The organism is Ornithinimicrobium pratense (genome assembly GCF_008843165.1).
Lineage (GTDB): Bacteria > Actinomycetota > Actinomycetes > Actinomycetales > Dermatophilaceae > Ornithinicoccus > Ornithinicoccus pratensis.
Map to the genome: position 1 here is coordinate 1,500,912 of NZ_CP044427.1, position 25,442 is coordinate 1,526,353.

Below are 25,442 nucleotides of genomic sequence, written 5' to 3' on the forward strand. Positions count from 1 at the left end.
GCGTCCGGTCCACGGGCAGCGTCGCACCTGCGGCGCGGGCCGGACTTCGTCAAAACGGACGAAGTGGGCCGCGGCGGTTGGTGTAGCCGGCCACCGCGCAGCCCGGCCACCCCGACCTAGCCTGGGGACGACCCCGAGGAAGGATGCCGACATGCGCAGCGAAATCGACACCGACGCCAAGGGCATCGACCCCGAGCACACGGACCCCCATCACAACGGACGTGATGGAGACGGCCGTCATGGTGCAGGATCTGCGCACCCTGGTGGAGTGCGAGTCGCCGTCGGGGGACGTCGCGGCCACGACGCGCTGCGCAGAGGTCGTCGCTGAGCTGGGGGAGCGATGGCTCGGCGCCCCGCCCCAGGTCCTGCGCACCGGTGAGCGCGTCGCCCTGCTCTGGTCCTGGGAGGGCCCACAGCGCCGGCTCGTCCTGGGTCACCTGGACACGGTGTGGCCGATGGGGACCCTGGCGCGCTGGCCCTTCACCCACGACGCCCAACGCGCGAGCGGCCCCGGGTGCTTCGACATGAAGGCGGGCATCGTCCAGGCGATGCACGCCATCGCCAGCCTGGAGGACCCCTCCGGGCTGGCGCTGCTGCTCACCTCGGACGAGGAGATCGGCGCCCCCGACTCGCGCTCCCTGATCGAGCAGGTGGCGCAGGGGATGAGCGCGGTCTACGTCCCCGAGGCCAGCGCCGCTGGCGCCCTGAAGGTGGAGCGCAAGGGGGTCTCCCTGTATGCGGTGCAGGTCGCCGGTCGCGCCGCGCACGCGGGGCTGGAGCCTGAGCTGGGCGTCAACGCCAGCATCGAGCTCGCCCACCAGGTACTGGCCGTCGCTGGCCTCCAGGACCTCTCGGCCGGCACCACCGTTACCCCGACCGTGCTGTCGGCCGGCACGACCACCAACACCGTCCCGGCGGCGGGCCAGATCCGGGTGGACGTGCGTGCCCGCACCGAGGCGGAGCAGGACCGCGTCGACGCAGCCATGCGTGCGCTGCGGCCCGTCCTGGACGGAGCCTCGCTCACGATCGAGGGCGGCAAGAACCGGCCACCCCTTGAGCGGCGCCGCTCCGAGGCACTGCTCGCGCGCGCCGTGCACGCCTACCGCGAGCTGGGGTTTGGCGAGCTCGGCGCCGTCGCAGTCGGTGGGGCGTCGGACGGCAACTTCACCGCCGGACTGGGCATCGCGACCCTGGACGGACTGGGTGCGGTGGGCGACGGGGCGCACGCCGAGGGGGAGTGGGTCTCGGTGCCCGACCTGCCGCGACGGGCTCGGCTGCTTGCCGCGCTCGTCCGACCCGACGAGGCAGCGCGGTGACTTTGTTGCAGTCGCACGATTCACCGTCGTGCGCCCTCGACCACGCTCATAGATGTGGGTACGACAGTGAACGTGAGCGCCGCCGCAGGTGACCTCGCCCTGCGCACGGCCCAGCAGTGCGGGCTCACTGTCGAGATGATCCACGACCCCACCGATGCGCACGAGGCGGCCGCGCTGCTACAACAGATCTGGCGCACGCCCCTCGGTGCCCCGGTCCCGCCGGAGCTGCTCATCTCTCTGGACCACACCGGCAACTATGCGGCCCTGGCCCGGCATGAGGGCCGGATCGTCGCGGCGTCGGCCGCCTTCCGGGCTGGGGACGGATCCCCCCACCTGCACTCCCACATCACCGGGGTCGCCGACAGTCACCGCGGCCGGTCCGTGGGGTATGCGATGAAGCTGCACCAGCGGGCCTGGGCGATCGACCACGGCTACTCGGTCATCTCCTGGACCTTCGACCCCATGCAGGCGCGCAACGCCTACTTCAACGTGGTCAAGCTCGGCGCCAGGCTGGACACCTACCTGCCTGACTTCTACGGCCCGATGGGTGACGCGATCAACCAGGGTGCGCTCAGTGACCGCGGCTTGCTGAAGTGGGACCTTTTCGCCCCCGCGTCCGCCCGCGACCTCGGCACCCCCGAAGCGCCCGGGATCCCCGGCGGCCGGACGGCGCCGGTCCCGCTGCTGGAGGTGGCTGACGACGGGGCGCTCCTGCTCCCCAGGACCTTGGGCGCGCCGCTGCTGACCATCGCCGTCCCCGCTGACGTCGGGCACCTGCGCAGGACCGACCCAGACCGGGCGCTGCGCTGGCACCACGGCGTCCGGGACGCCTTCGTGGCCGCCTTCGCGCGGGGCTACGAGGTCATCGCCTTCCACCCCGACCACTCTTACATCCTGCGAAAGACTGACTGATCATGCGTCTGCACCGAGCTGAACTGTTCACCGTCGAGATGCCCCTGGTCTCGCCGTTCGCCACGTCCTTCGCGGTGCAGACGCACCGGCAGCTGACCCTCCTGCGGGTCGAGACCGACGCGGGGGTCGGCTGGGGGGAGTGCGTGGCCATGGCCGACCCCCTCTACTCCTCGGAGTACCTGGCCGCTGCAGGCCAGGTCATCAGCGACTTCCTGCTGCCCAGGCTGAGGGGCAAGGACCTGTCCGCCTCCGCGGTCAGCCACCTGCTCGGCCCGGTCAAGGGGCACCGGATGGCCAAGGCGACGGTCGAGATGGCGCTGCTGGACGCCGAGCTGCGGGGGGCCTCGATGAGTCTGAGCGACTACCTCGGCGGAGTGCACGACCGGGTCCCCAGCGGGGTCAGCGTCGGCATCATGGACAGTGTCGAGGAGCTGCTCGCCGCGGTCGGCGGCTACCTGGAGGAGGGCTACCAGCGGATCAAGCTCAAGATCCAGCCCGGGTGGGAGCTGGAGCCGGTACGCGCGGTGCGCCGGGAGTTCGGTGACATCGCGCTGCAGGTGGACGCCAACGCCGCGTTCACGACCGCGGATGTCCGGCTCTTCCAGCAGATGGACGAGTTCGGGCTGCTGCTGGTCGAGCAGCCGCTGGAGGACGAGGACCTCACCGATCACGCCTTTCTCGCCGCGCGGATCAGCACCCCGGTGTGCCTGGACGAGTCGGTCGTCAGCGCCAAGTCGGCCGCGGACGCCATCGCCCTGGGTGCCTGCTCGGTGGTCAACATCAAGGCCGGCCGGGTGGGCGGTTATCTGGAGGCCCGGCGGGTGCACGACGTGTGCGCCGCCCATGGCGTCCCGGTCTGGTGCGGGGGCATGGTGGAGACCGGCATCGGTCGGGCGGCGAACATGGCCCTGGCCGCGCTGCCCAACTTCCGTCTGATCGGCGACACCTCGGCCTCCGACCGGTTCTTCACGACCGACATCATCACCCAGCCGTTCGTGATCGAGGACGGGTATGTGGCGGTGCCGCGGGGCCCCGGGCTGGGGGTCGAGGTCGACGAGCAGGCCCTCGCCGCCGTGACGGTTGCCCGCACCGAGATCGCACTGGGCTAACCGGAGCCCAGCTGCTCAGCCAGTTGACCTGGCCTGGCTGCTCAGGCCGGGGCGCCGCGCACCGGCCGCCCGGGCAGGGCGTCCAGCATGTGCTGGTTCCGGATGAGCGGCACGCCTCCCACCAGCAGGTGCACCACGCCCTGGCTGGGGCGCACCGGGTCCAGGTAGGTGGCCGCGTCGGTCAGCGTTCCGGGGTCCAGGACCACGACGTCTGCGTCCGCGCCGGGGGCCAGATGGCCCTTGGTCCGGGCGGCGGGCGTGGCCCCGTCGAGCACCCTGGCCGGCAGGTAGGAGCAGCGCCGGAAGGCTTCGAGCCAGGTCCACAAACCCGTCTCCAGCACCATGCGCCGCAACGACCGGGCGAAGGTGCCCGCGGTCCGAGGATGGGTCAGCCCGCCTTCGGGCAGCGGCCAAGTGTGGGAGTCCCACGTCCGGTCGGGCCAGGTGATCGGCATCGCGTCGCTGGCGACGATGGCGTCGGGGTAGCTCAAGGAGCGCAGCAGCAGCTCCTGGTCGTGCGGATCCTGCTCGTCGAGGAAGGTGACGACACACGGTGCGCCCGGGTCCTCGGCCCGCACCTGGGCCAGCCGTCGCGCGTCCTGGATCCGCTCGCCGGTGGCCACGAGCACCAGGTCCTGCGGGGTCAGGTCCCAGCGGTGCAGCGCCTCGGGCGCGAGGAAGGCGGCTCCGATCGCGGTGGACCCGGCCCCGTAGGGATAGCACTCGACGCTCACCCGGCTGCCCGCGGCCTGGTGCCTCTGCAGGCTGGCCAGCACCCGATCCACGTGTCGGCGGGAGGTGCTGTTGACGTGGCAGTGGTGCATCGCCGCACCGGTCTCCGCCGCCACGATCCCGATCTCGTCCGAGCCGTCGACGGGGGTGGTTGGGTCGGACTCGACGATCTCGCGCACGTGGGTATAGACGGGCACCCCGGCCTCGGCGGCCAGGCGACCGACTCCGAGGAACTCGGCCGGGTCACTGGAGGGCGCATACCCCAGCAGCACCCCGATGCCCAGGGCACCGTCGGCCAACTCGCTGCGCAGCAGCCCCAACCACGTCTGCAGTTCCCGGGTGCTGGACGAACGCTGCCAGTCCGGACGGGCCAGCAGCTGCAGCGAGGCCTGGATGTCGGCCGTGGGGGTGATCCCCGCATGTGCTGCGGCCCGGGCCGAGCTCCACGAGGCGGAGAAGCCGTAGTGGAGCGGGCGGCCCTGCGCCGCAGCGTCGGCGTAGGCCTTGGCGATCGGCATCAGACCTGACTCCAGGTCGAGCGCGGTGGTGACGCCGTCCATGGCCTGCAACCGCATGCCGGCGACAGAGTGCACGTGGCTGTGCAGGTCGACGAAGCCCGGCCCGACGACGAGGCCGGAGACGTCCAGCACCGTTGCGTCGTCGGTCGCGGGAGCGGCGCCGTAGCCCTCCGGCCCGGTGCCCGCAGTCGCAGGCACCACTGCGGCGATCCGCCCGTGCTCAACGTGCACATCGGCGATGCCGTCGAAACTGGTGCCCGGGTCGATGACCCGTCCACCGCTCAGGATCAGTCTGGTACTCATCGGCGGGCGCTCCTCATCCGGATCTCCAGCATGGCCGCGAACCGTGCGTCAGCGTCACCGAGGTCGAGATCGGCGATCTCGGCAAGCCGGCGCAGCCGGTAGCGGAAGGTGTTGGGGTGGACGTGCACGCGCTTGGCCGCCAGCGCAACGTCGCCGAAGGCGTCCAGCCAGGCCGCCAGGGTGTCGACCAGGTGCGACTGGTTGTCCTCGTCGTGCTCGTGCAGGATGGCGATCGGACCGCGGGAGACGTCGTCGCGTGCGTCGGCCAGGTCCGCGAGGTCCATCAGCACCGTGTCCACCGACACACTGCCGATCTGTGCGACCTGCGGTCGGTCGGAGCTGCGCCGCAGGAGTGCCCGCGATGCGCGGTCGGCCTGCGACCTGGCCCGGGGCAGGGCGTCGACGCCGTGCGCCGGGTCGCTGACGCCGATGACGGTGACGTGCTTGTCCGCGATGCGCAAGGCGAAGTCGTGGGCGATGGACTCGACCCGGCCCGGGTTGTCCGAGGGCACCAGGCCGTAGATGACCTTGCCGACGAGGGCCGCAGCGCTGCGCGGGCTGGAGGAGACCAGATGCACGGCCAGGGTGTCCGCGAGGCGGGTGCTGTCTGCCCGGTGCTCCGCCTCCCGCAGGCTCTCCGAGCCGGGCGTTGCCCCCTCGACCAGGCGGACTGCCACGACACAGACGGTGCTGGCCTGCAGACCCAGCCGGTCCAGGGCCTCGGCCGCGTTGGGCCCGCCCTCCAGGGCGGTGGAGACCAGGTCGGCGCGAAGGCGCCGCTCGACGTCGGCACCGGCCCGCAGCCGGAGCAGGTGCAGGGCCACGATGCTCGAGGCGTCCACCATCGCGCGGGTTCGGGCCTCGTCCAAAGGACCGGAGACCGCCGCCCAGATCGAGCCCAGCACCTCGTCCCCCGCCCGTACAGCCATGGCCACCCGCGGCTGGAAGAACGCATCATCGGGCTGACCGGGTTCGATGAAGACCGGCTCCGCAGAGCGGTAGAGCTGGGCGAAAACGCCCCGTTCGGCCAGCAGCGCAGCGAAGCGTTCGGGCACCTGCCGGCCCAGGATCGTCTCGATCCGGGAGGGGTCCGCCTCGTCCTGGGCCCCGGAGAAGGCCAGGACCTTGGAGCTGCGGTCCTCGATGGTGATGGGGGCCCCGAGCAGGGAGCCGATGGCGTTAGCCACGGAGAAGAGGTCACCCGAGGGCAGGCCGCCGAGTGTCTCGGAGTCGACCCTGCCGAAGTCGTCCTGCGACAGCAGCGAGCCCAGCAGGGCCGCCAGCTGGCTCCAGGACGCGCCCCGCCTCAGCGTGAGCAGCGCCACCCCGGACTCCCGCACGGCAGCCTCCAGCTCGGGCGCGACCTCGACCGGACTGCGCACAACGATCGCGGTGGCGCCGGCGGCGCCAGCGAGCCCCAGGAGCGGGCGCACGTCCTCGCCGGTGACTCCGACCCCCAACAAGATCGCGTCCTCCCGGACGGGGGCGTCGTCCAACGGGTCGTGGATGACCACCGAGGAGACCTTCCGGTCCAGACCTCGGGTGATCACCTGGTCGGTGAAGGTGGCGCCGAGATCATCGAGGATGCGACCGAGCGTGGCGCGCGGTCTGCTGCTCATCCCGGTGGGCTCCCAGGGCATGGTGATGGGCTCGGACCGACCCGACGATAGCAACGACACCGTCAGGTCTGTCGGAGGGCCCGCGGCTGCGTTACGCAGGGTCACGCAGCGTCAGCCGCCCGCCGAAGTGCATGCCGGTGACCTGGCCGTCCTCGCCCCGCTGGAAAGAGCCGCGGTAGCCGGGGCTGCCGTCCTCGATGACGACGAACAGGTCGCCCTCCTCGTCCACCATCTTGATCGGGGTCGGCGGGCTCTCGAAGGCCTCAGCGGGTGCGCCGACCATGTCGAGGAAGTCCTGCGTGGGGACGCTGTCGATCTGCAGACCCTCCTTGGTGGTGGTCACGGTCGAGACGAGGGAGATGTTGCGGTAGACGCCCTCGTACTCGGTCAGCGCCTCCGTGGGGCGGTCGGTGGCCTTCAGCTTCGGCCACTGCAGACCTAGGTACTCGGCGGTGGCGGCATGAACGATGGCGCGGTGCAGGTCGCCCCCGCCCGAGGAGTTGGTGAGCACGGCAATCCCGAAGCCACGGCTGGGGACCAGCTCGAGTGCGGACTGTTGGCCGATCGTGGTGCCGCCGTGGCCGACGACTTGGGTGCCGTCGACGTCCTGGATCAGCCAGCTGATCCCGATGGCGTCGCCCAGCGTGCTGCCGGGCGTGCGGATGGCGGGCACCTTCATCAGGTCCAGGGTCTCCTGCGGCAGGATGCGGGTGCCGTCCTGCGCGGTACCGTCGCCGAGGTGGAACTTCATCCAGGTGACCTGGTCGGTGATGGGGGCCGACATCCCGCCGGCCGGGCCGCCACCCCGGGGCAGCGCCCATGGCCGGGCGACGGAGAACTCCTTGGTCTCTTCGTCCTGGAGGTGGCCCACGGCGAACCTCCGGGTGATCACGTCCTCGGCGAAGAAGAAGGTGCTCTCCATCCCGAGGGGCTGCAGGACCATCTCGGTCATCGCCTGGTCGAACGGTTTGCCGGTGACGACCTCGATGATGCGGCCCGCGACGGACAGGGCCGAGTTGTTGTAGCTCATGCCGGCGCCGACGGGGAAGTCCTGCTTGAGCTTGGCCATGTGCTCGACGAAGTCCTCGAGCGCACGGTCGCCCCGCTCCGGGGTGCCGAGGAAGTCGCCGGACCAGCCGGCGGTGTGGTTGAGCAGGTTCTTGACCCGCACCGTCGCGGCGGCCTGCTCGTCGGCGACCTTGAACTCCGGCAGGTAGTCGCGCACGGGCGCCTCGAGGTCGACACGGCCCTGGTCGGCCAGCATCATGATCGCGGTGGCGGTGTACGTCTTGCCGGTGGAGCCGAACTGGAACAGGGTCTTGTCGTCGACGTCGAGGGGGTTCTCGATGTTCGTCACACCGTGGGTGGCGTAGGTGACCTCGCCGTCGAGGACCATGCCGACGGCCACGCCGGGCACGGGATGGGCGGCGACCTGCTCGTCGACGAGCTCCTGGAGTGTCTTGGTCATCATGCGTTCCTTTCGGGTGGCGGGGCGAGCCCCGGGGGGAAGCTGGTGGAAGTGGTGAGAGCGGCTGCGCCCAGGGGTCTGGCGAAGTGGCAGGCGGCCCGGTGCCGTCGACCGTCGGCCCCGGTGACCGGGTCCTCGGTGAGGCAGGCCGGCCGATCCAGCACCAAGGGGCCCACCGGGCAGCGCGGGTGGAAGCTGCACCCCGCGGGGACGTGGTGGGGGTCGGCAGGCTCGGCGAAGCGGACCGGCTCGGGGGCGTTCGACTCCTCCAGCAGGGTGTCTCCCACCGAGAGCGTGGACTGCAGGAGCATGTGGGTGTAGGGGTGCTGCGAGTCGCTCATGAGCTCCTCGGTGGGGGAGCACTCGACGATCCTGCCCATGTACATCACCGCGATGACGTCGCTGACGTAGCGGACGACGGACAGGTTGTGGGAGATGAAGAGCATCGACAGCCCCAGGTCGGCGCAGACCTCCCGGACCAGGTTGAGCACCGCGCCCTGTACCGAGACGTCCAGCGCGCTGGTGATCTCGTCGGCGATGATGACGTCGGGACGTGCTGCCAGCGCACGGGCGACGGCGACCCGTTGACGCTGGCCACCGGACAGGCTCGCTGGCAGCCGCGAGGCGACCGATGGCTCGAGGTGGACCTGCTCGAGCAGCTCCTCGACGCGGGCTCGCCGCCCTGACCGCTCCCGCATTGCCTCGGCGATGCTCGCGCCGACGCTCATCCGGGGGTCCAACGCGCCGGAGGGGTCCTGGAAGATCATCTGCACCGGCCTGCGCCGGCCACGGGTCGGCACTGGGCGCCCCCCGAGAAGCACCTGGCCGCTGGCCACGGGGACCAGCCCCACCGCCGCCCGGCCGAGGGTGGACTTGCCGGACCCGCTCTCGCCCACCAGGCCCACCACGGACCCCGGGGGGATGGCCAGGCTCACGTCCTGGACCGCCGTCATCGCGGCCGGCCCACGCCCGTACCGGACGGTGACGTCCACGAACTCCAGGCTCGTCATACGTGCATCTCCTGCTGCTCCTGGGTGACCGTGACCGGCCCCTGCTGCGGGTGGTGGCAGGCGACGCTTCCACCGGCCGGGGAGGGGGCAAGCGGCGGGTCCACCTCCAGGCAGACCTGCGTCGCGAACGGGCAGCGGGCGGCGAACGAACAGCCCGGGGGGAGGTTGGCGGGGTGGGGCGGCCGGCCTGGGATCGTGGCCAGGGGGCGGGTGCGGTCGGTGTGCATGTCGGGCAGGGTGGCGAGCAAGCCGCGCGTGTAAGGGTGGGCGGGGCCGGCGGTCAGCCCGGCGACGTCGATGACCTCCACGATCCGCCCGGCATACATGACCAGGACGCGGTCGCACATGGCGGAGATGACCGACAGGTCGTGGGAGATGAGCAGCAGGGCTGCGTCCTGCTCCCGCTGCGCGCGCTTGAGCATACGCAGGACCTGCTCCTGGACCGTGACGTCGAGGGCGGTGGTCGGCTCGTCGGCGATGATGAGCGCCGGCTCACCCATGAGGCCCATGGCGATCATCGCCCGCTGGCGCATGCCGCCGGAGAGCTCGTGGGGATACTGCTTGGCCCGGCGCTCGGGGGAGGGGATGCGCACGGCGCGCAGCCGGTCGACGGCCCGGTCCCAGGCGGCGCGGCGGCTGGCGCCCTGGTGCTCCCGGCTGTGCTCCGCCAGCTGGGTCCCGGTGCGCATAGTCGGGTTGAGTGAGCTCATCGGGTCCTGGAAGACCATCGTCAGGGACTGGCCGAGGTGCCGCCGACGGGTGGTGTCCGAGGCGGTGGTGAGCTCGTGCCCGTCGAGCTCGAGCCGGCGGGCTCGGGTGACGACCGGGGGTCGGTCAGCTGGGACACGGCCATGGCGGTCAGGGTCTTGCCGGAGCCGGACTCGCCCACGATGCCGACGGCCTCGCCGCGGCCGACCACGAAGGTGAGGTCGCGGACGGGGGTGGCCACGGTGTCGTCGCCCAGGGGGATGGCGACGCTGAGCCCCTCGACGCGCAGCACGGCGTCCTCGGGGTCGGGTACGCGGTCATCCCGAACTTGGCGCTCGGCGCCGATGGCCTCGTCCACCAGACGGCGGGCGCGGACGGGGGACAGGGACACCCTGCGGCCCAGCAGCTGCGCCCCGGCCTCACCGGAGAGGTTGAAGGCCAGGCTGGCCAGCACGATGGCCAGGCCGGGGGCCAGGGCGGCGAGCGGGTTGGTGTAGATGGAGTTGAGCCCGTCGCTGAGCATCCGGCCCCAGTCGTAGTCGGGCAGCTGCACCCCCAGACCGAGGAAGGACAGGCCAGCGAAGGCGAGCAACGAGCTGCTGGCCGCCAGGGTGCCGTTGATGATCAGCGGCTCACCGATGTTGGGCAGCACGTGCCGGAACAGGATGCGGGCGCGGGAGATGCCCAGGGTGCGCGCGGCGCTGACGTAGTCGCGCCCGACGACGCCGGCCGCCAGGGTGTAGGTGAGGCGGGCGAAGGCGGGTGTCATCGCGGTGCCGAGGGCCAGCACCGCACCCTGGGGCCCGATGCCGAAGATGATGGCGAAGAAGAGCGCCAGCAACAGGCCCGGGAAGGCGACGAGGATGTCGATGAGCCCGGTGATGAGGCGTGCCAGGGGCGGGGGCGCCAGCGCGGCCATGCACCCCACGACGATCCCGATCGCCATACCCATCGCGGTGGCGGCCAGGGCCAGCCCGATGGACAGGCGGGTCGCGACGAGGACCCGGGCCAGGATGTCGCGGCCCAGCGCGTCGGTGCCGAAGGGGTGGTCGGGGGTGGGGCCTGAGCCCAGCGCGTCGAAGTTGTTGGTGCTCGCGACCTCGCCCCAGATCGTCGGGCCGAAGAGGAGGAGGAAGAGGATGAGGAGGTTGACGACCAGCGCAGCCAGACCGAGCGGGCTGACCAGCATGCGTCGCATGCTGGTGCCGCGGCCCTGCCTGCGGACCGGACGTTGGGGCAGCATCGTGCTCATGCCGCCTCCCGGATGGTGGAGCGCGGGTCGAGCAGCGCCAGGGTGAGGTCGACCGCGAGGTTGATGAGCAGCACCATCGTGCCGTAGACCAGCACGATGCCCTGGACCATCGGGTAGTCCTTGGCCAAGATTGAGCTGACCATAGTCGGGCCCAGTCCCGGCCAGGCGAAGATGGTCTCGACCAGCACCGATCCCACGACGAGTCCGGCGAGCAGGAGCCCGGAGACGGTCAGGGTCGCGGTCACGGCGTTGGGCAGGGCGTGCCGCAGGTAGATCCGGCCGGCGCGCAGACGTTTGGCCCGGGCCGTGCGGATGAAGTCCTGGCCGAGCACGCCGAGCACCTCAACCCGGACCAGGCGGGAGAGCGCCATCGCCGAACCGAGCGTCATCGCCGCGACCGGCAGCACGTAGGACGAGGGCCCCGCCTTGCCGGCGATCGGCAGCACCCCGAGGTTGACCGCGAAGAGGTAGACCAGCAACACCGAGAGCAGGAACTCGGGGACGGCCGAGACGACCATCGAGCCGGAGGTGAAGCCCAGCTCCAGCGGCCGGCGGCGCCCGTCCCGGGTGAGGATGGCCATCAGCAGACCCAGCGGGACGGCGATGAGGGTGACGGCCAGGAAAGCCAGCAGCGCGAGGGACAGGGTGTTGGGCAGCCGTTGGCTGATGGTGTCGATGACCGGGAGCCGGTTGAGCATCGAGACGCCGAAGTCGCCCCGGCTCAGGTCTGCCAGGTAGCTGCCGTACTGGACGTGCAGCGGGTCATTAAGCCCGAGCGTCTCACGCTGGCGCTCGACCAGGTCCTGCGGCGCGGTCAGCCCCAATGCGTTGCGGACCGGGTCACCGGGGATCAGGTGCAGCAGGAGAAAGGCGAAGGTGACGAGCAGCCACAGCGAGAAGACAAAACGGCTGAGCCTGCGCACCAGGAAGACTACCCAGGGGTTGAGGCTGGGTGCGGCCACCCGGGGACCGTCTGCTGTCACGGCGCTCCCGGCGTGGTGGCTCATCGGTGCAGGCCTTCTTTCTGACGGGTGGCGGTATGTGGGCGTGGGCGGGGGATAGAGGGGCGGGCCGGCCGGGCTGCCCGGCCGCCCCAGGACGTCACTGGGTGGACCGGATCGAGGACCCGTCGATCTCGCCGCTGGCGGCATCGAGGGTGACGCCGTTCAGGTAGTTGGAGGCGACGATGTCGAACATGGGGGCGACGTCAACGTTCTGGATCAGGGCGGTCTCCGCCTCGATCCACAGAGCGCAGGCCGCCTCGATCTCACCCTGGACGTTGGCCTCGGCACTCTTGGCCGTGTAGGTCTCGTTGTCGATGTGGGCGAAGTTGGTGCCGTCGGGGGCGGCCGGCCCGGAGAGGAAGGCGAGCAGCTGCGAGGGCAGGTCGACGGTGACCGGAATCCACCCGGCGTCCCAGTCGCCGGAGGCGAAGAGGACCTCGTTGAGCTGGGTCGCGGCGATCGTGGACGGGCTCATCTCGGCCCCGACCTCGCGCCACTGCTGGGAGAGCAGCTCGGCGGCCGCCGCCAGCTCGTCGCCGCCGCGCTGGGCGAAGATGAACTTCAGGCTGAGCCGGTTGCCGTCCTTCTCCCGGATCCCGTCGGCGCCGCGGACCCAGCCGGCGTCGTCGAGCATCGCGTTGGCGGCCTCGACGTTGTAGGCGGGCAGGTTGCCGCTGACGGTGTCGCCCGGGCACACCTTGGGCTCGAGGGTGACCAGGCCGGTGGAGACCTGGCCGGCTGCGCCGGCGCCCACGGCCGCGACCATCTCGATGTCGGTGGCCGCGATCAGGGCCTTGCGCACGGCGGGGTCGGCGCCGGGATGGCCGGGGCCCTGGTTGAAGAAGGTCTCCCCAAGGGGTGAGGCCGCGCCATACCGGTCCAGGCCCGCGGCCTGCACCCGCTCCTCGTCGCCGGGGCTGACACCGGCGATGTTGACCTCACCGGCGAGCAGCAGGTTGGCGGTCGTGGTCATGTTGGGAATGACGCGGAAGACGAAGGTGTCAGGGACGCCCTCGCCCTCGAAGGGCTCCTGGCGCGGACCCCAGCTGTAGTCCTCGTTGCGGGCGAAGGTGTAGCTGTCGTTGGGCGCGGCCTCCTCCAGCACCCACGGGCCGGTGCCGGCGGTGGCCTGGGCCAGCGTCTCGCGGTCATCCAGGCCGGAGCGGCAGACCATGAAGACCGAGGTGAGGTTGCTCAGCAGGAAGGCGTTGGGGGCGCTGACCTCGACGGTGACCGTGCCGGCCTCGTCGTCGGCGCTGGCCGTGGCGTCTGTTGGCACCATGATGCCCAGCAGGGGGGATGCGTTCTCCGGGTCGGCGATGAAGGAGATGTTGTCCGCGGCATCGGTCGCGGTGAACGGCGTGCCGTCGGCGCAGGTCGCGTCCGGGTTGAGGCTGAAGGTCACCGACGTGGGGGTGACCTCCCACTCAGTGGCCAGGTTGGGCACGATCTCACCGTCCGGACTGGTGCGGACCAGTGAGTCGTAGGCCATCCGGCCCACGCCCCGGGTCACCTGCAGCACCGTCATGGCCGGGTCCAGGTTGCCGGGGTCGTCGCCGATGGCCATGGTGATCGTGCCCCCGGCCTCGCCAAGCTCGGCGGTGCCTGTCTCACCAGGGCTCTGGGTGGCGGCGCCGGTCCCATTGCCGTCGGGGGAGCCGGGGGAGTCGGAGCTGTTGCTGCACGCCGACAGCACGAGGGCTCCGCCCATGGCGATGGCGAGGAGCGGTCGAGTGGTGCGCATGTCCAACCTCCTGGGGTCGTGGGGTGCAGACATCGTCGCCCTCGGTGCCCGGCCCCTTCATCGTCCGATCCGACGAGCGGGCGTGCCCGCGTTGGTCCACACGCACAGCAGGCCCCGTGCTGGAGCTCAGCGACCGTAGGCATGGGGCGCGAGTAGTTCGTCCGCTGTGTGGGACACGGTCAGAAACCGCAGGCCGTGACCGGCCCGTCCGTCAGCGCCCAGCGCGGACGAACCTCAGCTCCTGGCCCGGCCGCAGCTGGGCACAGCGGTCGACGTCGAGATCGTCGACGTAGCCGATGACCGGGTAGCCACCAGTGACCGGGTGGTCGGCCAAGAAGAGCACGGGCAGGCCCGAGGGTGGCATCTGGATCGCGCCGCGCAGCATGCCCTCGCTGACCAGCTCACCCTCCCGCAGCCGCTGCAGCGGCTCACCACTGAGCCGGACCCCGACCCGGTTGGACTGGCTGTCGACGGAGTAGGTCTGGCTGGTCAGCAGCGCCCACGCCTCGTCGTCGAACCAGTCGCGCCGCGGGCCGGGGGTCACCGCGATCTGCATCAGCTCGTTGGTCGGCTCGGGGACGGGGGCGACGTCGACGCCGGGGACCGGCCGCTCCGTGGTGCCCACGGGCAGCACATCACCGGAGGACACCACGGGCGGGCCCAGGCCGGAGAGGATGTCGGTGGCCCGGCTGCCCAGGACCGGCTCGACGTCGATGCCTCCGCGCACCGCCAGATAGGTGCGCAGACCGGTCTCGGGTATGCCGAAGGTGAGGGTCTCCCCGGCGCGCAGCTGGAAGGCGGCCAGGTGGGGGACACCCGGGCAACGGGCGCCGCTCGTCGCCAGCGTGATGTCGGTGTCGGGGCTCAGGGACAGCCCGCCCAGGGTCAGCTCCAGCGTCGCCAGCGTGGGGTGGTTGCCGATGAGCGCGTTAGCCAGCCGGTGGGCGCCGCGGTCGCACGCGCCAGACCGGCCGATGCCCAGCGCAGAGTGCCCCGGCCGGCCGAAGTCCTGCACGGTGGTCAGCGCACCGGGCTCGATGATGGTCAGCTCGGTCACGGCTGCCCCACGAAGCGGACGGCGGTGCCGGGCACGAGCAGCGCCGGCGGGTCGCGGTCGATGTCGAAGACGTCGACCACGGCGGTTCCGATGAGCTGCCAGCCGCCGGGGGACTCCCGCGGGTAGACCCCGGTGAACTCCCCGGCGATCGCCACGGCCCCGGCTGGCACCTTGGTCCGCGGGCTGGACCGGCGGGGCGTGTCCCAGGCGAACTTCGACCCCGCCAGGTAGCCGAAGCCGGGCGCGAAGCCGCAGAAGGCCACCGTCCAGTCCTCCTCCTGGTGCCGCTGGACCAGCTCCTCAGGTGAGCACCCGAGCAGCTCGGCCGCCTCGGCCAGGTCCTCCCCGTCATACCGGACCGGGACCTCCACGGTGGAGCCCTCCTGCTGTCCGTGCTCCGCGGGCGGCACCTGTCGCAGCTGGGACCGCAGATCCTCCAGATTGGTCTCGCGGTCGGCGACCACGAGGATCGTCCGCCCCGCAGGGACCAGGTCGAGGACCGGCAGGTCGGCGTCCAGCAGCGCCGCATACTGACGCAGCACGTCCTCCAAGGTGTCCAGCTCCAGCAGCAGCCCCCGCGAGCCGCTCGGCAGGATCCGCATCGCCTCCCCCATGCTCACCCCGTGATCAGCTCGATGGCGGGGCGGACCGAGTTGACCGCCAGGTAGATGGTCACCAGCCAGGCGACGGTGCCGATGCCCGCGAGCCACTTGGGGTAGTCGTAGCCCTGCAGCAGATCCCGCCGCCGCCAGGCGACCCACAGCATGACCCCGATCCCGACCGGCAGCAGGATCCCGTTGAAGGCGCCCGCGAAGACGAGCAGCTGGGCCGGGGCCGCCCCGATCGACAGGTAGAGGATGAGCGAGACGACGATGAAGCCGATGACCATGAAGTTGGTCGTGCGCGGCGTGGTCTTCTCCCGGGAGGTCAGGAAGGTGACCGTGGTGTAGGAGACGCCGATGACGCTGGTCAGCGCGGCGGCGGCGAAGACCACGCCAAAGAGCCGGTAGCCGACGGCCCCGGCCGCAGCCTCGAACGCGCTGGCCGCTTGGCGCTCCGGGTCCAGGGCGTGGCCGGCGCTGACCACACCGAGGATGGCCAGGAAGAGGATGACCCGCATCACGCCGGTGACGATGATGCCAGTGACCGCACCCTGGGTGAGCGTCTTGAGGTGACCCGGGCCGGAGATGCCCGCGTCCAGCAGGCGATGGACCCCGGCGTAGATGATGTAGCCGCCGATCGTGCCGCCGATGAGGGTGGTGATCGCCAGGGCGTTGATCTGCTCGGGCAGGACGGTGTTCCTCAGCGCGTCGCCGACCGGGGGACCGGAGGTGACTGCGATGTAGAGGGTCAACAGGATCATCACGGCACCGAGGAGAACGACGACGCGGTCCATCGCCACCCCCGCCCGCTTGGACAAGAAAATGGCGATGGCCAGGGCCGACAGCAGGACCGCGCCCAGCCGCATGTTCATGTCGGTCATGATGTTCATGCCGAGCCCGGCACCGCTGATGTTGCCGATGTTGAAGACGAGCCCGCCGAGCAGCAGCAGGAAGGCCATGAGATAACCCAGACCCGGCAGGGTCGCGTTGCCCAGCTCCTGCGCCCGCATGCCCGAGATGCCGATGACCCGCCACACGTTGGTCTGGATCGCGATGTCGACCAGGATCGAGATGAGGATGGCGAAGGCGAAGGCGGCGCCGAGCTGGACCGTGAAGTTCGTGGTCTGGGTGATGAAGCCAGGCCCGATCGAGGACGTGGCCATCAGGAAGATCGCGCCGAGCAGGGTGCCCCGGCCGGTCGCCGCCTTCAGGGCGGACTGACCGTCGACCTTCGGGTCGCGGGTGGTGTCTTGCGGCATCTTCGCCTCCACAGGGCCAGGGTATGTCGGTTGACGCGTGGTGCACTCTAGCCGGGAGCGGGCGCGCTTGGGGGCGGACCGGGCGCTCGACTCCGGACTACGAGGCGGAGCCCGGGCCGGGATGACCGCCGGCTCAGGGCACGGCGTAGACCACGTCCTTGATGTCGGTGACCAGCATGTGTCCCGGAGCGTGGGTGAGAGCGATCTGCGGCCGGGACTCCAGCACCATGGCCTGCGGGGTCACCCCGCAGGCCCAGAAGACCGGCACGTCACCGTCCTCGATCGTCGGCGCCTCGCCGTAGTCGGGGGAGTTCAGGTCCTCGATGCCGAGCCCCGCCGGGTCGCCCACGTGCACCGGCGCGCCGTGCACGGCGGGGTAGCGCGAGGTGATCCGCACCGCGTCGGCCACCTGTGCCGCGGGGATCGACCGCATCGAGACCACGAGCGGGCCCCCGAGGTCGCCGGCGGGCAGGCAGCGGGTGCTGGTGCGGTACATCGCCACGTTGGTCCCCGCGTCCTGGTGCCGCATCGGTATCCCCGCCTCGACCATGGGGTGCTCGAAGGTGAACGAGCAGCCGATGAGGAAGGTCACCAGGTCATCGCGCCAGTGCTCGCGCACGTCGCTGGCCTCCTCGACCAGCTCCCCCTCCTTCCAGACGCGGTAGCGCGGGACGTCCACCCGGATGTCCGCCGCCGGGTCGCCATACACGGCCGAGCCCTGCGGCGCGCGGACCTGCCCGGCCTCCAGCACCTCAAGCACGGGGCAGGGCTTGGGGTTGCGGGTGGCGAAGAGCAGCATGTCGAAGGCCACGGCCTGGGGCACGCTGATGATGTTGGCCTGCGCGTAGCGCGCGCACCAGCCGGTCGTCGGGACCTGCAGCCCCTGGGCGAAGAGGGCGCGGGCCTCTGCGGGCGACATCGCGGCCCGCTCCGCGCGGTCGGGGATGGTGTGCACGTTCAAGGTCCTCATTTCCTGGTATGCCGTGCCGGCCGGATACCGTGGTGCGTGCGATGGGTCGCCGGCCGGATGGGTCGGATGGGTCGGGTCGGATGGGGGTAGGGTCAGCCAGCCTGCGTGAGCCTGGGCCGCATCGTGGATGACCAGGCTTTGACGACATCGTGGGGCAGGTCGTAGCTGCCCGTCCAGGTGTGGGCGGGGAAGAGGAAGGCGCGCTGCATACCCAGCTCGTCGCGGGCGCGTAGGAGGCGGTCGGCGCACTGCTCGGGAGGGCCGAAGAGGCCGTAGGCGTCCAGCAGGTCGTCGACCAGCGCGTCCGGCAGGCTCGCCGGGTCGGTCAGGTCCGGCCCGGTGCCCAGCTCCGGCAGGTCGAGGCCCGAGGCGGACAGCCACCGTAGGTTGGAGCGGCTGGGGTAGTGCAGCCAGGGCTGGCCGTCGCGGAACCAGCTGCGCGGCCAGGCGCGGACCTCGTCCCGGGTGCCTAGCCCGATCGGCACGATGAGGGTCTCGACGAAGTCGCTGTCCGGGCCGTAGGGGTCGGGGCGGCCGGCCCGCTCGGCCCCGGCGCGCACGTGCGCACGTGCGGCCTGGACCCCGTCGGGGTGGAGCCCGACGAGCATCAGCACGCCGTCGCCGACCGCGCCGGCCAGCTCCAGCAGGCGAGGGCCGGAGGCCAGCACGTGCACCAGGCCCGCGCGGCTGCGCGGGTGGTGGAAGAGCTGCAGCTCCCGCCCGCCGTGGTCGGCGCGGCCCTCGTGCAGCAACCCGCGCAGGGCCCGCACGGCCTCACCGAGCACGGCTCTCTTGGCCTGCGCCTCGCCGGCCTTCTCCACCGACAGGAAGCCCGGGGCGACCGTGAGCTCTGACCGGCCAGGGGCCAGCTCGTCCAGCGAGGCGACGAGGGACGCGAGGACGATCGGGTGGCGGGTGACCACGTTGGACGTCGCGGGGAAGAGTCGCAGACGGTTGGTCGCCATCCCCATCGCGGCCAGTGCAAGGTAGGCGTCGCGGCCGGTGTGGTGGTGGTCGGGGACACCGATGCCGTCCAGGCCGGCCCGCTCGACCTCGGTGGCGAAGGTAGCGAGCTCGGGCAACGGCGCGCCCAGGGGGACGCGCAGCGCCACCTCGAGCGGGTGGGACGGTGCTGACATGTGACCTCCTCGTGACGGACACTAACATCGAGGAAAGACGGCCCTAGATCGAGCAGCAGGAGCACCTATGAGCACCGATACCCGGACCTCAGAGACCACCGAGACCGCGAGCATCGACCTCAACGCCGACCTGGGCGAGGGTCTAGGCAGCTGGTCGATGGGGGACGACCTGGCCCTGCTCGACATCGTCACCAGCGCCAACGTCGCCTGCGGCTTCCATGCCGGCGACCCCTCGATCATGCGGTCGGTCACCCAGGCAGCAGCTGACCGGGGCGTGGCGATCGGTGCGCACGTGGCCTACCGCGACCTGCACGGCTTTGGCCGCCGCTTCATCGACATGGAGCCCGACGCGCTGCGTGATGAGGTGCTCTACCAGATCGGCGCGCTGGAGACCTTCGCTCAGCGGGCCGGCACCACGATCGCCTACTGCAAGCCGCACGGCGCGCTTTACAACACGATCGCCAAGCACCCCGAGCAGGCAGCCGCCGTCGCCGAGGCGCTCAGCGAGTTCCGCTCCGGCCTGCCGGTGTTGGGCCTGCCGGGGTCGGTCTGGCTCGGCGTCGCCCAGGAGACCGGCCTGACGCCGGTGGGGGAGGCCTTCGCCGACCGCGCCTACACCCCCGACGGATCTCTCGTCTCCCGTCGCGAGCAGGGCTCGGTCCTGCACGAGGCTGGGACCATCGCCGAGCGCTGCGTGGCGATGGCCAAGGGTGAGGCGATCGCCGACGTTCAGGGTGGTGAGCTGGTCCTCGACGCGCGCTCGATCTGCGTTCACGGGGACACCCCGGGCGCCGTCGAGATTGCCCGCACGGTCCGCGAAGCGCTCGCCGGAGCCGGGGTCCAGGTCGAGCCGTTCGCCCGGGCCTGACCGCAGACCCGGCCACGCTCGCGCTCCGCGCCACTGTCGCCATGGGGACCGGCTGACCGAGCCACGTTGGGCGACCCCACTGCTGTGACAAAAGGGCTCGGTGCTGCTCAGCGTGGCTACTCGACCCGCCTGTGCCGGCAGGGCTGAGGCCCGTCGGCAGTGGATCTGCTCTAGGGGGTTGACAACTCCTCGATCCCGGGACCATGCTTGCGTGAGAGCGCTCTCACAACAACGACAGTGAAGTCGGGTGCTCCACAGGGACAAGGAGTTCGGCATGCAGAGCAGCAAGCACATCTACTACCTCCTGGCGTCGAGTACCGCACTGACGCTGGCCCTCACCGCGTGCGGTGACGGCGACAACGGGGCGTCGGCCGACGACGGAGACGACACCGGCAGCGGGTCCGGCCGACAGATCGAGCTGAGCGTGGCCACCTTCAACGAGTTCGGTTATGAGGAGCTCCTCAAGGAGTACGAGGCTGACAACCCCGGCATCAAGGTCACCCACGTCAAGGCCGACACCGCCGACAACGCCCGGGCCGCACTGCGCAACAGCTTGGGCGCGAACTCCGGAGCCTCGGATATCGAGGGGATGGAGGTCGACTGGGTCGTGGAGTTCAAGCAGTACCCCGATAAGTTCGCCGACCTGGCCGACCCCGAGGTCGAGGGCCGATGGTTCGACTGGAAGACCGAGGCGGTCACCCTTGAGGACGGCAAGCTCATGGGCTACGGCACCGACATCGGGCCCGAGGCCATCTGCTACCGCGCGGACCTGTTCGAGGCGGCTGGCCTGCCCACCGACCGCGAGGAGGTAGCCGAGCTGCTCGAGGGCTCGTGGGAGAACTACTTCGAGGTCGGCAAGGACTTCGTCGCGAACTCTGACGCCGCCTGGTACGACTCCGCCGGCGCGCTCTGGCAGGGCATGATCAACCAGATCGACTACGCCTACGAGGACGCCGACGGCAATATCGTGGCCGCCAGCAACCCCGAGGTGCGGGCAATCTACGACCAGGTGCTCCAGGCCTCGGTAGAGGACGAGCTCTCGGCCGGGCTCGCCCTGTGGAGCCCCGACTACACCGCCTCTTTCCAGAAGGACGAGTTCGCGACGATGCTCTGCCCGGGTTGGATGCTCGGCATCATCGAGGGCAACGCCGCGGGCGTCGAGGGCTGGGACGTGGCCAACGTCTTCCCCGGCGGCGGCGGCGTCTGGGGCGGCTCCTACCTCACCGTGCCCGCGCAGGGCGACAACATCGAGGAGGCCACGAAGCTGGCCAAGTGGCTCACCGCGCCCGAGCAGCAGGTCAAGGCGTTCGAGGCCAAGGGCACCTTCCCCAGCCAGCTGGAGGCTCTGGACTCCGACGTCCTGCTGGAGTCGACCAACGCCTTCTTCAACGACGCCCCGACCGGCCAGATCTTCGTTGACCGGGCCGAGGCGGTGAAGGCGCAGCCGGTCAAGGGACCCAGGTACTTCGACATCAACACCGCCCTCCAGGACGCCATCACCCGGGTGGACGTGGACCAGACCGACGACCCGGAGAGCAGCTGGGCGAAGTTCGTCTCAGCAGTGGAGGCGCTGGGCTGACCGTGGGCGCCACGACCACGGCCCCGCCGGCCACCACCGCAGGACCTCTCCCGGCCCCGGCCTCGCCGAAGCGCGAGCGCCGGGGTCGGCGGTCAGGGGTCGACGTCCGCTTCTCGCCCTACCTGTACATCGCCCCGTTCTTCGTCCTCTTCGCCGTCACCGGCCTGTTCCCGCTGCTCTACACCGGGTGGGTCGCGCTGCACGACTGGGACCAGATCATGGGCCAGGGCGAGTTCGTCGGGCTGGACAACTTCGTCGCCGTGCTCACCGGGAGCGCCTTCTGGCGGGCCTTCACCAACACGGTCAGCATCTTTGTGCTCTCCTCGGTGCCCCAGATCGCGGCGGCGCTGCTCATCGCCACCGCGCTGGACCGCAACCTGCGGGCCAAGACGCTGTGGCGGATGGGCGTCCTGCTCCCGTATGTGGTGGCCCCCGTGGCCGTGGCGCTCATCTTCTCCAACCTCTTCGCCGACCGGTTCGGCCTGATCAACGCGCTGCTGGAGACGGTCGGCCTGGAGCCGGTGCGCTGGCACTCCGACCGCTTCGCCAGCCACGTGGCCATCGCCACGATGGTCAACTTCCGCTGGACCGGCTACAACGCGCTCATCCTGCTCGCCGCCATGCAGGCGGTGCCCAGGGACCTCTACGAACAGGCCGCCATCGACGGGGCCAACGCGTGGCGGCAGTTCTGGGCGATCACCGTGCCCATGCTGCGCCCCACGATCATCTTCGTCATCATCACCTCCACCATCGGTGGACTGCAGATCTTCGACGAGCCGCGGATGTTCGACCAGTACGGCCGCGGCGGCGCCGACCAGCAGTGGCAGACGCTGACCATCTATCTCTACGAGCTGGGCTGGACCCGGTCCGACTTCGGGATGGCCTCGGCCGTGGCCTGGCTGCTCTTCCTCATCATCGTCGGCTTCGGCATTGTCAACTACCTGATCACCCGCCGCATCGCCACGGCCGAGGGGAAGAAGTCATGAGACGCCCGTCCTGGTTCGTCTACGGCCTGCTGGCAGCTGTCGTGCTGGGCAGCATGTTCCCGCTGTGGTGGTCGTTTCTCATCGCCAGCCACGACGCGACCGTGCTCTCGCGCGAACGGTTCCCGCTCATCCCGGGCGGCAACTTCCTGCGCAACGCGGCCACGGTCATCGACACGGTGCCGTTCTGGCGGGCGACGATGAACTCCATCATCGTCTCCACCACGGTCTCGGCGTCGGTGGTCTTCTTCTCCACGCTCGCCGGGTATGCCTTCGCCAAGCTGCGTTTCCGCTTCTCCGGGCCGCTGCTGGTCTTCGTCATCGCCACCATGGCGGTGCCCACCCAGCTCGGCGTGGTCCCGCTCTACCAGGTGATGGCCAAGCTGGGCTGGACCGGGGAGCTCACCGCGGTGATCGTGCCCGGCCTGGTCACGGCCTTCGGAGTCTTCTGGATGACCCAGTACCTCACCCAGGCCGTGCCCACCGAGCTCATCGAGGCGGCGCGGGTCGACGGGGCCAGCATGATCCGGACCTTCTGGCACGTCGGGCTGCCGGCCGCCCGTCCCGCAGCCTGGATGCTCGGCCTGTTCACCTTCGTGGCGACGTGGACCAACTTCTTCTGGCCCTTCATCGTCCTGGGACCGCGCAACCCCACCCTCCCCGTAGCCCTGCAGCAGCTGCAGGCCGCGCACTTCGTGGACTACTCGCTGGTCCTCGCCGGCGCCGTCCTGGCCACGATCCCCCTCATCCTGCTGTTCGCCGTCGCCGGTCGCCAGTTGGTCTCCGGCATCATGCAAGGAGCTGTCAAGCAATGACCCCAGACCTGACCTTCCCCCAGGACTTCCTCTGGGGGGCCGCCACCGCTTCCTACCAGATCGAGGGTGCCGGGGACGCCGACGGACGCTCCGACAGCATCTGGGACACCTACGCCCGCACCCCGGGCCAGGTCCTGCACGGCCACGACGGGTCGGTCGCCTGCGACCACTACCACCGGTACCCGCAGGACGTGGCGCTGATGCGCGAGCTCAACCTGTCCTCCTACCGCTTCTCCGTCGCCTGGCCCAGGGTCATGCCGGACGGGCGCACGCTCAACCCGGCCGGCCTGGACTTCTACTCCCGGTTGGTCGACGAGCTGCTCGAGGCCGACATCGTCCCCTGGCTCACCCTCTATCACTGGGACCTGCCGCAGGTGCTGGAGGACGCCGGGGGCTGGCCGGAGCGGGACACCGCGCTGCGCCTGGCCGACTACGCCGGCGCCGTGCACGATGCGCTGGGTGACCGGGTGCGGCACTGGACCACGCTGAACGAGCCGTGGTGCTCGGCTTTCCTCGGGTATGCCCAGGGCCGGCACGCGCCCGGTCGCACCGAGCCCACGTCGGCGCTGCGGGCCGCCCACCACCTGCTGCTTGGCCACGGCCTGGCCGTGGAGGAACTGCGGCGGCGCGACCCGTCCTTGCAGCTGGGGCTGACGCTCAACTTCACCGACACCCGGCCACTGGACCCGGCCTCCCCGCGCGACCTGGACGCCGCGCGCCGTATCGACGGGATGGCCAACCGGCTCTTCGTCGAGCCGGTAACCCTGGGCGCCTACCCGGCCGACGTGCTTGAGGACCTGCGGGAGCTGTGGCCTCAGGACCTCGTCCACGAGGGTGACCTGGCCACGATCAGCGCGCCGATCGACGTCCTGGGCGTGAACTACTACGCGACCCAGACGGTCACTGCCGGCTGTGACCCGGAGCGCGCGTCGGTCGCGGCGGCGCAGGCCCGACGGCACGACTCGCCCTCGCCGTCGGTCGGGTCCGAGCACGTCGTGACCGTGCGGCGGGGCGTGCCGGTCTCGGACATGGGCTGGGAGATCTCCCCGACCGGGCTGAGCGACCTGCTGCTGCGACTGCACAAGGACTACACCGGGGCTGCGGGTGTGCGGCTCTACGTCACCGAGAACGGCATGGCCGACGACGACGTGCCCGACGCCAACGGGTATGTCGAGGACCCGGACCGGCTGAACTACCTCGACCACCACCTGCGGGCCGTGCACGACTCTCTGCAGCGGGGCGCGGACGTCGGCGGCTACTTCGTCTGGTCCCTCCTCGACAACTTCGAGTGGGCCTGGGGCTACACCAAGCGGTTCGGGATCGTGCGGGTCGACTACGACACGCAGGAGCGCATCCCCAAGGCCAGCGCCCGATGGTATGCCGACGTGGCAGGATCGGGGCGCATCGACCACAACGGGGCCGGAGCCCCGCCGGAGTGAGGAGTCAGGTGAGCGAGCGGCGACCCCCCACATTGGAGGACGTCGCTGCCCGAGCGGGGGTCTCGCGGGCAACTGCCTCCCGGGTAGTCAACGACGATCCGCGGGTGCGGGCTCAAGCCCGCGAGTCGGTCCTGGCGGCCATCGCCCACCTGGGCTATCTGCCCAACCGAGCGGCCCGCTCCCTGGTCGTGCGCGAGCCGGACTCGGTCGCGGTGCTCATCCACGAGCCGGACCAGCGGATCTTCGCCGACCCCTTCTTCAGCGGTATGTTGCGCGGCGTCAGCCAGCGGCTGGCCGACACCCCGCTGCAGATGGTGCTGCTCATGGGCGAGCCGGCACGCGACGCCGGGCGCATGGAGCGTTACCTGCGCGCCGGGCACACCGACGGCGTGATCGTGGTCAGCGCTCACCGGGGCGACGGCCTCATGGCGGCGCTGAGCGAGACCCGGTTGCCGACCGTCTTTGTCGGGCGCCCGCTCGACCCGGACAGCCACTTCCCCTTCGTCGACGTGGACAACCAGGAGGGCGGCCGGTTGGCCGCCGCGCGGTTGCTGTCCCGGGGTTGCCGACGGATCGGCACCGTCACCGGCCCCCTGGACATGGCAGCCGGTCTAGACCGGTTCGCGGGCTGGGCAGAGGTGCTCACCGAGGCGGGCATGACCCTCGAAGCCGTCGAGCACGGCGACTTCACGCCGCAGGGAGGGGCTGAGGCGATGCACCGGCTGCTGGCCGCCCATCCGGACCTCGACGGTGTCTTCGTCGCCTCCGACCTGATGGCCCTGGCGGCGATGGGGGAGCTGCAGGCCGCCGGGCGCCGGGTCCCCGACGACGTCGCGCTCGTGGGCTTCGACGCCTCGGCCACGGCCTCGATGACCCGTCCGCCGCTGACGACAGTGACCAACCCCGTCGCGCAGATGGCGGTGCGCGCCACCGACCTGCTCATGCAGCTGCTCCGGGGGGAGCGGGCCACCTCCGAGATCTTCCCCACCCACCTCGTTGAGGGCGGTACCGCCTGAGACGGCCCGTCTGAGCTGGT

The 25,442-nt window shown here is 70.9% G+C and carries 21 protein-coding genes and 2 pseudogenes; 9 read left to right on the plus strand and 14 right to left on the minus strand.

The window, feature by feature from the left end:
- The first annotated feature begins 224 nt into the window (after positions 1 to 224).
- The 3 genes from FY030_RS06755 (at position 225) to menC (ending at position 3,337) form a co-directional block, all read left to right on the plus strand.
- Positions 225 to 1,316: a M20 family metallopeptidase gene (locus tag FY030_RS06755; RefSeq protein WP_158060840.1), complete on the plus strand. Its 1,092-nt coding sequence runs from the start codon at positions 225 to 227 to the stop codon at positions 1,314 to 1,316.
- A gap of 72 nt (positions 1,317 to 1,388) precedes the next feature.
- Complete coding sequence (locus tag FY030_RS06760; RefSeq protein ID WP_158060841.1) at positions 1,389 to 2,228, plus strand: GNAT family N-acetyltransferase; 840 nt, start codon at positions 1,389 to 1,391, stop codon at positions 2,226 to 2,228.
- A 2-nt stretch (positions 2,229 to 2,230) separates the two neighbouring features.
- Complete coding sequence (gene menC, locus FY030_RS06765) at positions 2,231 to 3,337, plus strand: o-succinylbenzoate synthase (RefSeq protein ID WP_158060842.1); 1,107 nt, start codon at positions 2,231 to 2,233, stop codon at positions 3,335 to 3,337.
- Between the two features lie 41 nt (positions 3,338 to 3,378).
- On the opposite strand, the gene FY030_RS06770 is transcribed toward menC, so the two are convergent.
- The 14 genes and pseudogenes from FY030_RS06770 to FY030_RS06825 all read right to left on the minus strand — a co-directional run bounded on the left by FY030_RS06770 (position 3,379) and on the right by FY030_RS06825 (position 18,722).
- A complete protein-coding gene (locus tag FY030_RS06770; protein WP_158060843.1) occupies positions 3,379 to 4,890 on the minus strand; it encodes an amidohydrolase family protein in 1,512 nt (503 codons plus the stop codon).
- Positions 4,887 to 6,509, minus strand: a complete 1,623-nt coding sequence (locus tag FY030_RS06775) for a PucR family transcriptional regulator (protein WP_158060844.1) — start codon at positions 6,507 to 6,509, stop codon at positions 4,887 to 4,889. The genes FY030_RS06770 and FY030_RS06775 overlap by 4 nt, the downstream gene beginning before the upstream one ends.
- A 91-nt stretch (positions 6,510 to 6,600) precedes the next feature.
- Positions 6,601 to 7,977, minus strand: a complete 1,377-nt coding sequence (locus tag FY030_RS06780; protein ID WP_192498754.1) for a serine hydrolase domain-containing protein — start codon at positions 7,975 to 7,977, stop codon at positions 6,601 to 6,603.
- Positions 7,977 to 8,987, minus strand: coding sequence for an ABC transporter ATP-binding protein (locus FY030_RS06785; RefSeq protein WP_158060846.1), 1,011 nt, complete (start codon positions 8,985 to 8,987; stop codon positions 7,977 to 7,979). The genes FY030_RS06780 and FY030_RS06785 overlap by 1 nt, the downstream gene beginning before the upstream one ends.
- Entirely contained in the window at positions 8,984 to 9,409 is a 426-nt protein-coding gene (locus tag FY030_RS17210; RefSeq protein WP_475475138.1) for an oligopeptide/dipeptide ABC transporter ATP-binding protein, read from the minus strand. The genes FY030_RS06785 and FY030_RS17210 overlap by 4 nt, the downstream gene beginning before the upstream one ends.
- Positions 9,401 to 9,934: pseudogene (locus FY030_RS17400) on the minus strand (ATP-binding cassette domain-containing protein); the annotation flags it as partial. The pseudogene FY030_RS17400 and the gene FY030_RS17210, both read right to left, overlap by 9 nt.
- Positions 9,820 to 10,947, minus strand: a pseudogene (locus tag FY030_RS16580) (ABC transporter permease); the annotation flags it as partial. The pseudogenes FY030_RS17400 and FY030_RS16580, both read right to left, overlap by 115 nt.
- Positions 10,944 to 11,909: an ABC transporter permease gene (locus FY030_RS06795; RefSeq protein WP_202879779.1), complete on the minus strand. Its 966-nt coding sequence runs from the start codon at positions 11,907 to 11,909 to the stop codon at positions 10,944 to 10,946. The gene FY030_RS06795 and the pseudogene FY030_RS16580, both read right to left, overlap by 4 nt.
- Before the next feature lie 139 nt (positions 11,910 to 12,048).
- Complete coding sequence (locus FY030_RS06800; protein WP_192498755.1) at positions 12,049 to 13,695, minus strand: ABC transporter substrate-binding protein; 1,647 nt, start codon at positions 13,693 to 13,695, stop codon at positions 12,049 to 12,051.
- Positions 13,696 to 13,906: 211 nt separating this feature from the next.
- Positions 13,907 to 14,752 carry a 5-oxoprolinase subunit C family protein gene (locus FY030_RS16820; protein WP_158060849.1) on the minus strand — a complete coding sequence of 282 codons (846 nt, stop codon included), beginning with the start codon at positions 14,750 to 14,752 and terminating at the stop codon, positions 13,907 to 13,909.
- Positions 14,749 to 15,366 carry a 5-oxoprolinase subunit B family protein gene (locus FY030_RS16825; RefSeq protein WP_238348648.1) on the minus strand — a complete coding sequence of 206 codons (618 nt, stop codon included), beginning with the start codon at positions 15,364 to 15,366 and terminating at the stop codon, positions 14,749 to 14,751. The genes FY030_RS16820 and FY030_RS16825 overlap by 4 nt, the downstream gene beginning before the upstream one ends.
- Positions 15,367 to 15,368: 2 nt before the next feature.
- A complete protein-coding gene (locus FY030_RS06815) occupies positions 15,369 to 16,613 on the minus strand; it encodes an NRAMP family divalent metal transporter (protein ID WP_158062691.1) in 1,245 nt (414 codons plus the stop codon).
- A gap of 133 nt (positions 16,614 to 16,746) precedes the next feature.
- Positions 16,747 to 17,532, minus strand: a complete 786-nt coding sequence (locus tag FY030_RS06820) for a putative hydro-lyase (RefSeq protein WP_238348650.1) — start codon at positions 17,530 to 17,532, stop codon at positions 16,747 to 16,749.
- Between the two features lie 143 nt (positions 17,533 to 17,675).
- Positions 17,676 to 18,722 carry an LLM class flavin-dependent oxidoreductase gene (locus FY030_RS06825; protein ID WP_158060851.1) on the minus strand — a complete coding sequence of 349 codons (1,047 nt, stop codon included), beginning with the start codon at positions 18,720 to 18,722 and terminating at the stop codon, positions 17,676 to 17,678.
- A gap of 67 nt (positions 18,723 to 18,789) precedes the next feature.
- Between FY030_RS06825 and FY030_RS06830 the strand changes: the two genes are divergently transcribed.
- The 6 genes from FY030_RS06830 to FY030_RS06855 all read left to right on the plus strand — a co-directional run bounded on the left by FY030_RS06830 (position 18,790) and on the right by FY030_RS06855 (position 25,422).
- A complete protein-coding gene (locus FY030_RS06830; RefSeq protein ID WP_158060852.1) occupies positions 18,790 to 19,590 on the plus strand; it encodes a LamB/YcsF family protein in 801 nt (266 codons plus the stop codon).
- Positions 19,591 to 19,864: 274 nt separating this feature from the next.
- Complete coding sequence (locus FY030_RS06835) at positions 19,865 to 21,169, plus strand: ABC transporter substrate-binding protein (protein WP_158060853.1); 1,305 nt, start codon at positions 19,865 to 19,867, stop codon at positions 21,167 to 21,169.
- Entirely contained in the window at positions 21,166 to 22,155 is a 990-nt protein-coding gene (locus FY030_RS06840; protein WP_158060854.1) for a carbohydrate ABC transporter permease, read from the plus strand. The genes FY030_RS06835 and FY030_RS06840 overlap by 4 nt, the downstream gene beginning before the upstream one ends.
- Positions 22,152 to 22,967 (plus strand): carbohydrate ABC transporter permease, encoded by an 816-nt coding sequence (locus FY030_RS06845; RefSeq protein WP_158060855.1) that lies wholly within the window; start codon positions 22,152 to 22,154, stop codon positions 22,965 to 22,967. Before FY030_RS06840 ends, FY030_RS06845 begins: the two co-directional genes overlap by 4 nt.
- Entirely contained in the window at positions 22,964 to 24,406 is a 1,443-nt protein-coding gene (locus tag FY030_RS06850; RefSeq protein WP_158060856.1) for a GH1 family beta-glucosidase, read from the plus strand. Before FY030_RS06845 ends, FY030_RS06850 begins: the two co-directional genes overlap by 4 nt.
- Entirely contained in the window at positions 24,340 to 25,422 is a 1,083-nt protein-coding gene (locus tag FY030_RS06855) for a LacI family DNA-binding transcriptional regulator (RefSeq protein WP_158060857.1), read from the plus strand. The genes FY030_RS06850 and FY030_RS06855 overlap by 67 nt, the downstream gene beginning before the upstream one ends.
- The last annotated feature ends 20 nt before the right edge of the window (positions 25,423 to 25,442 follow it).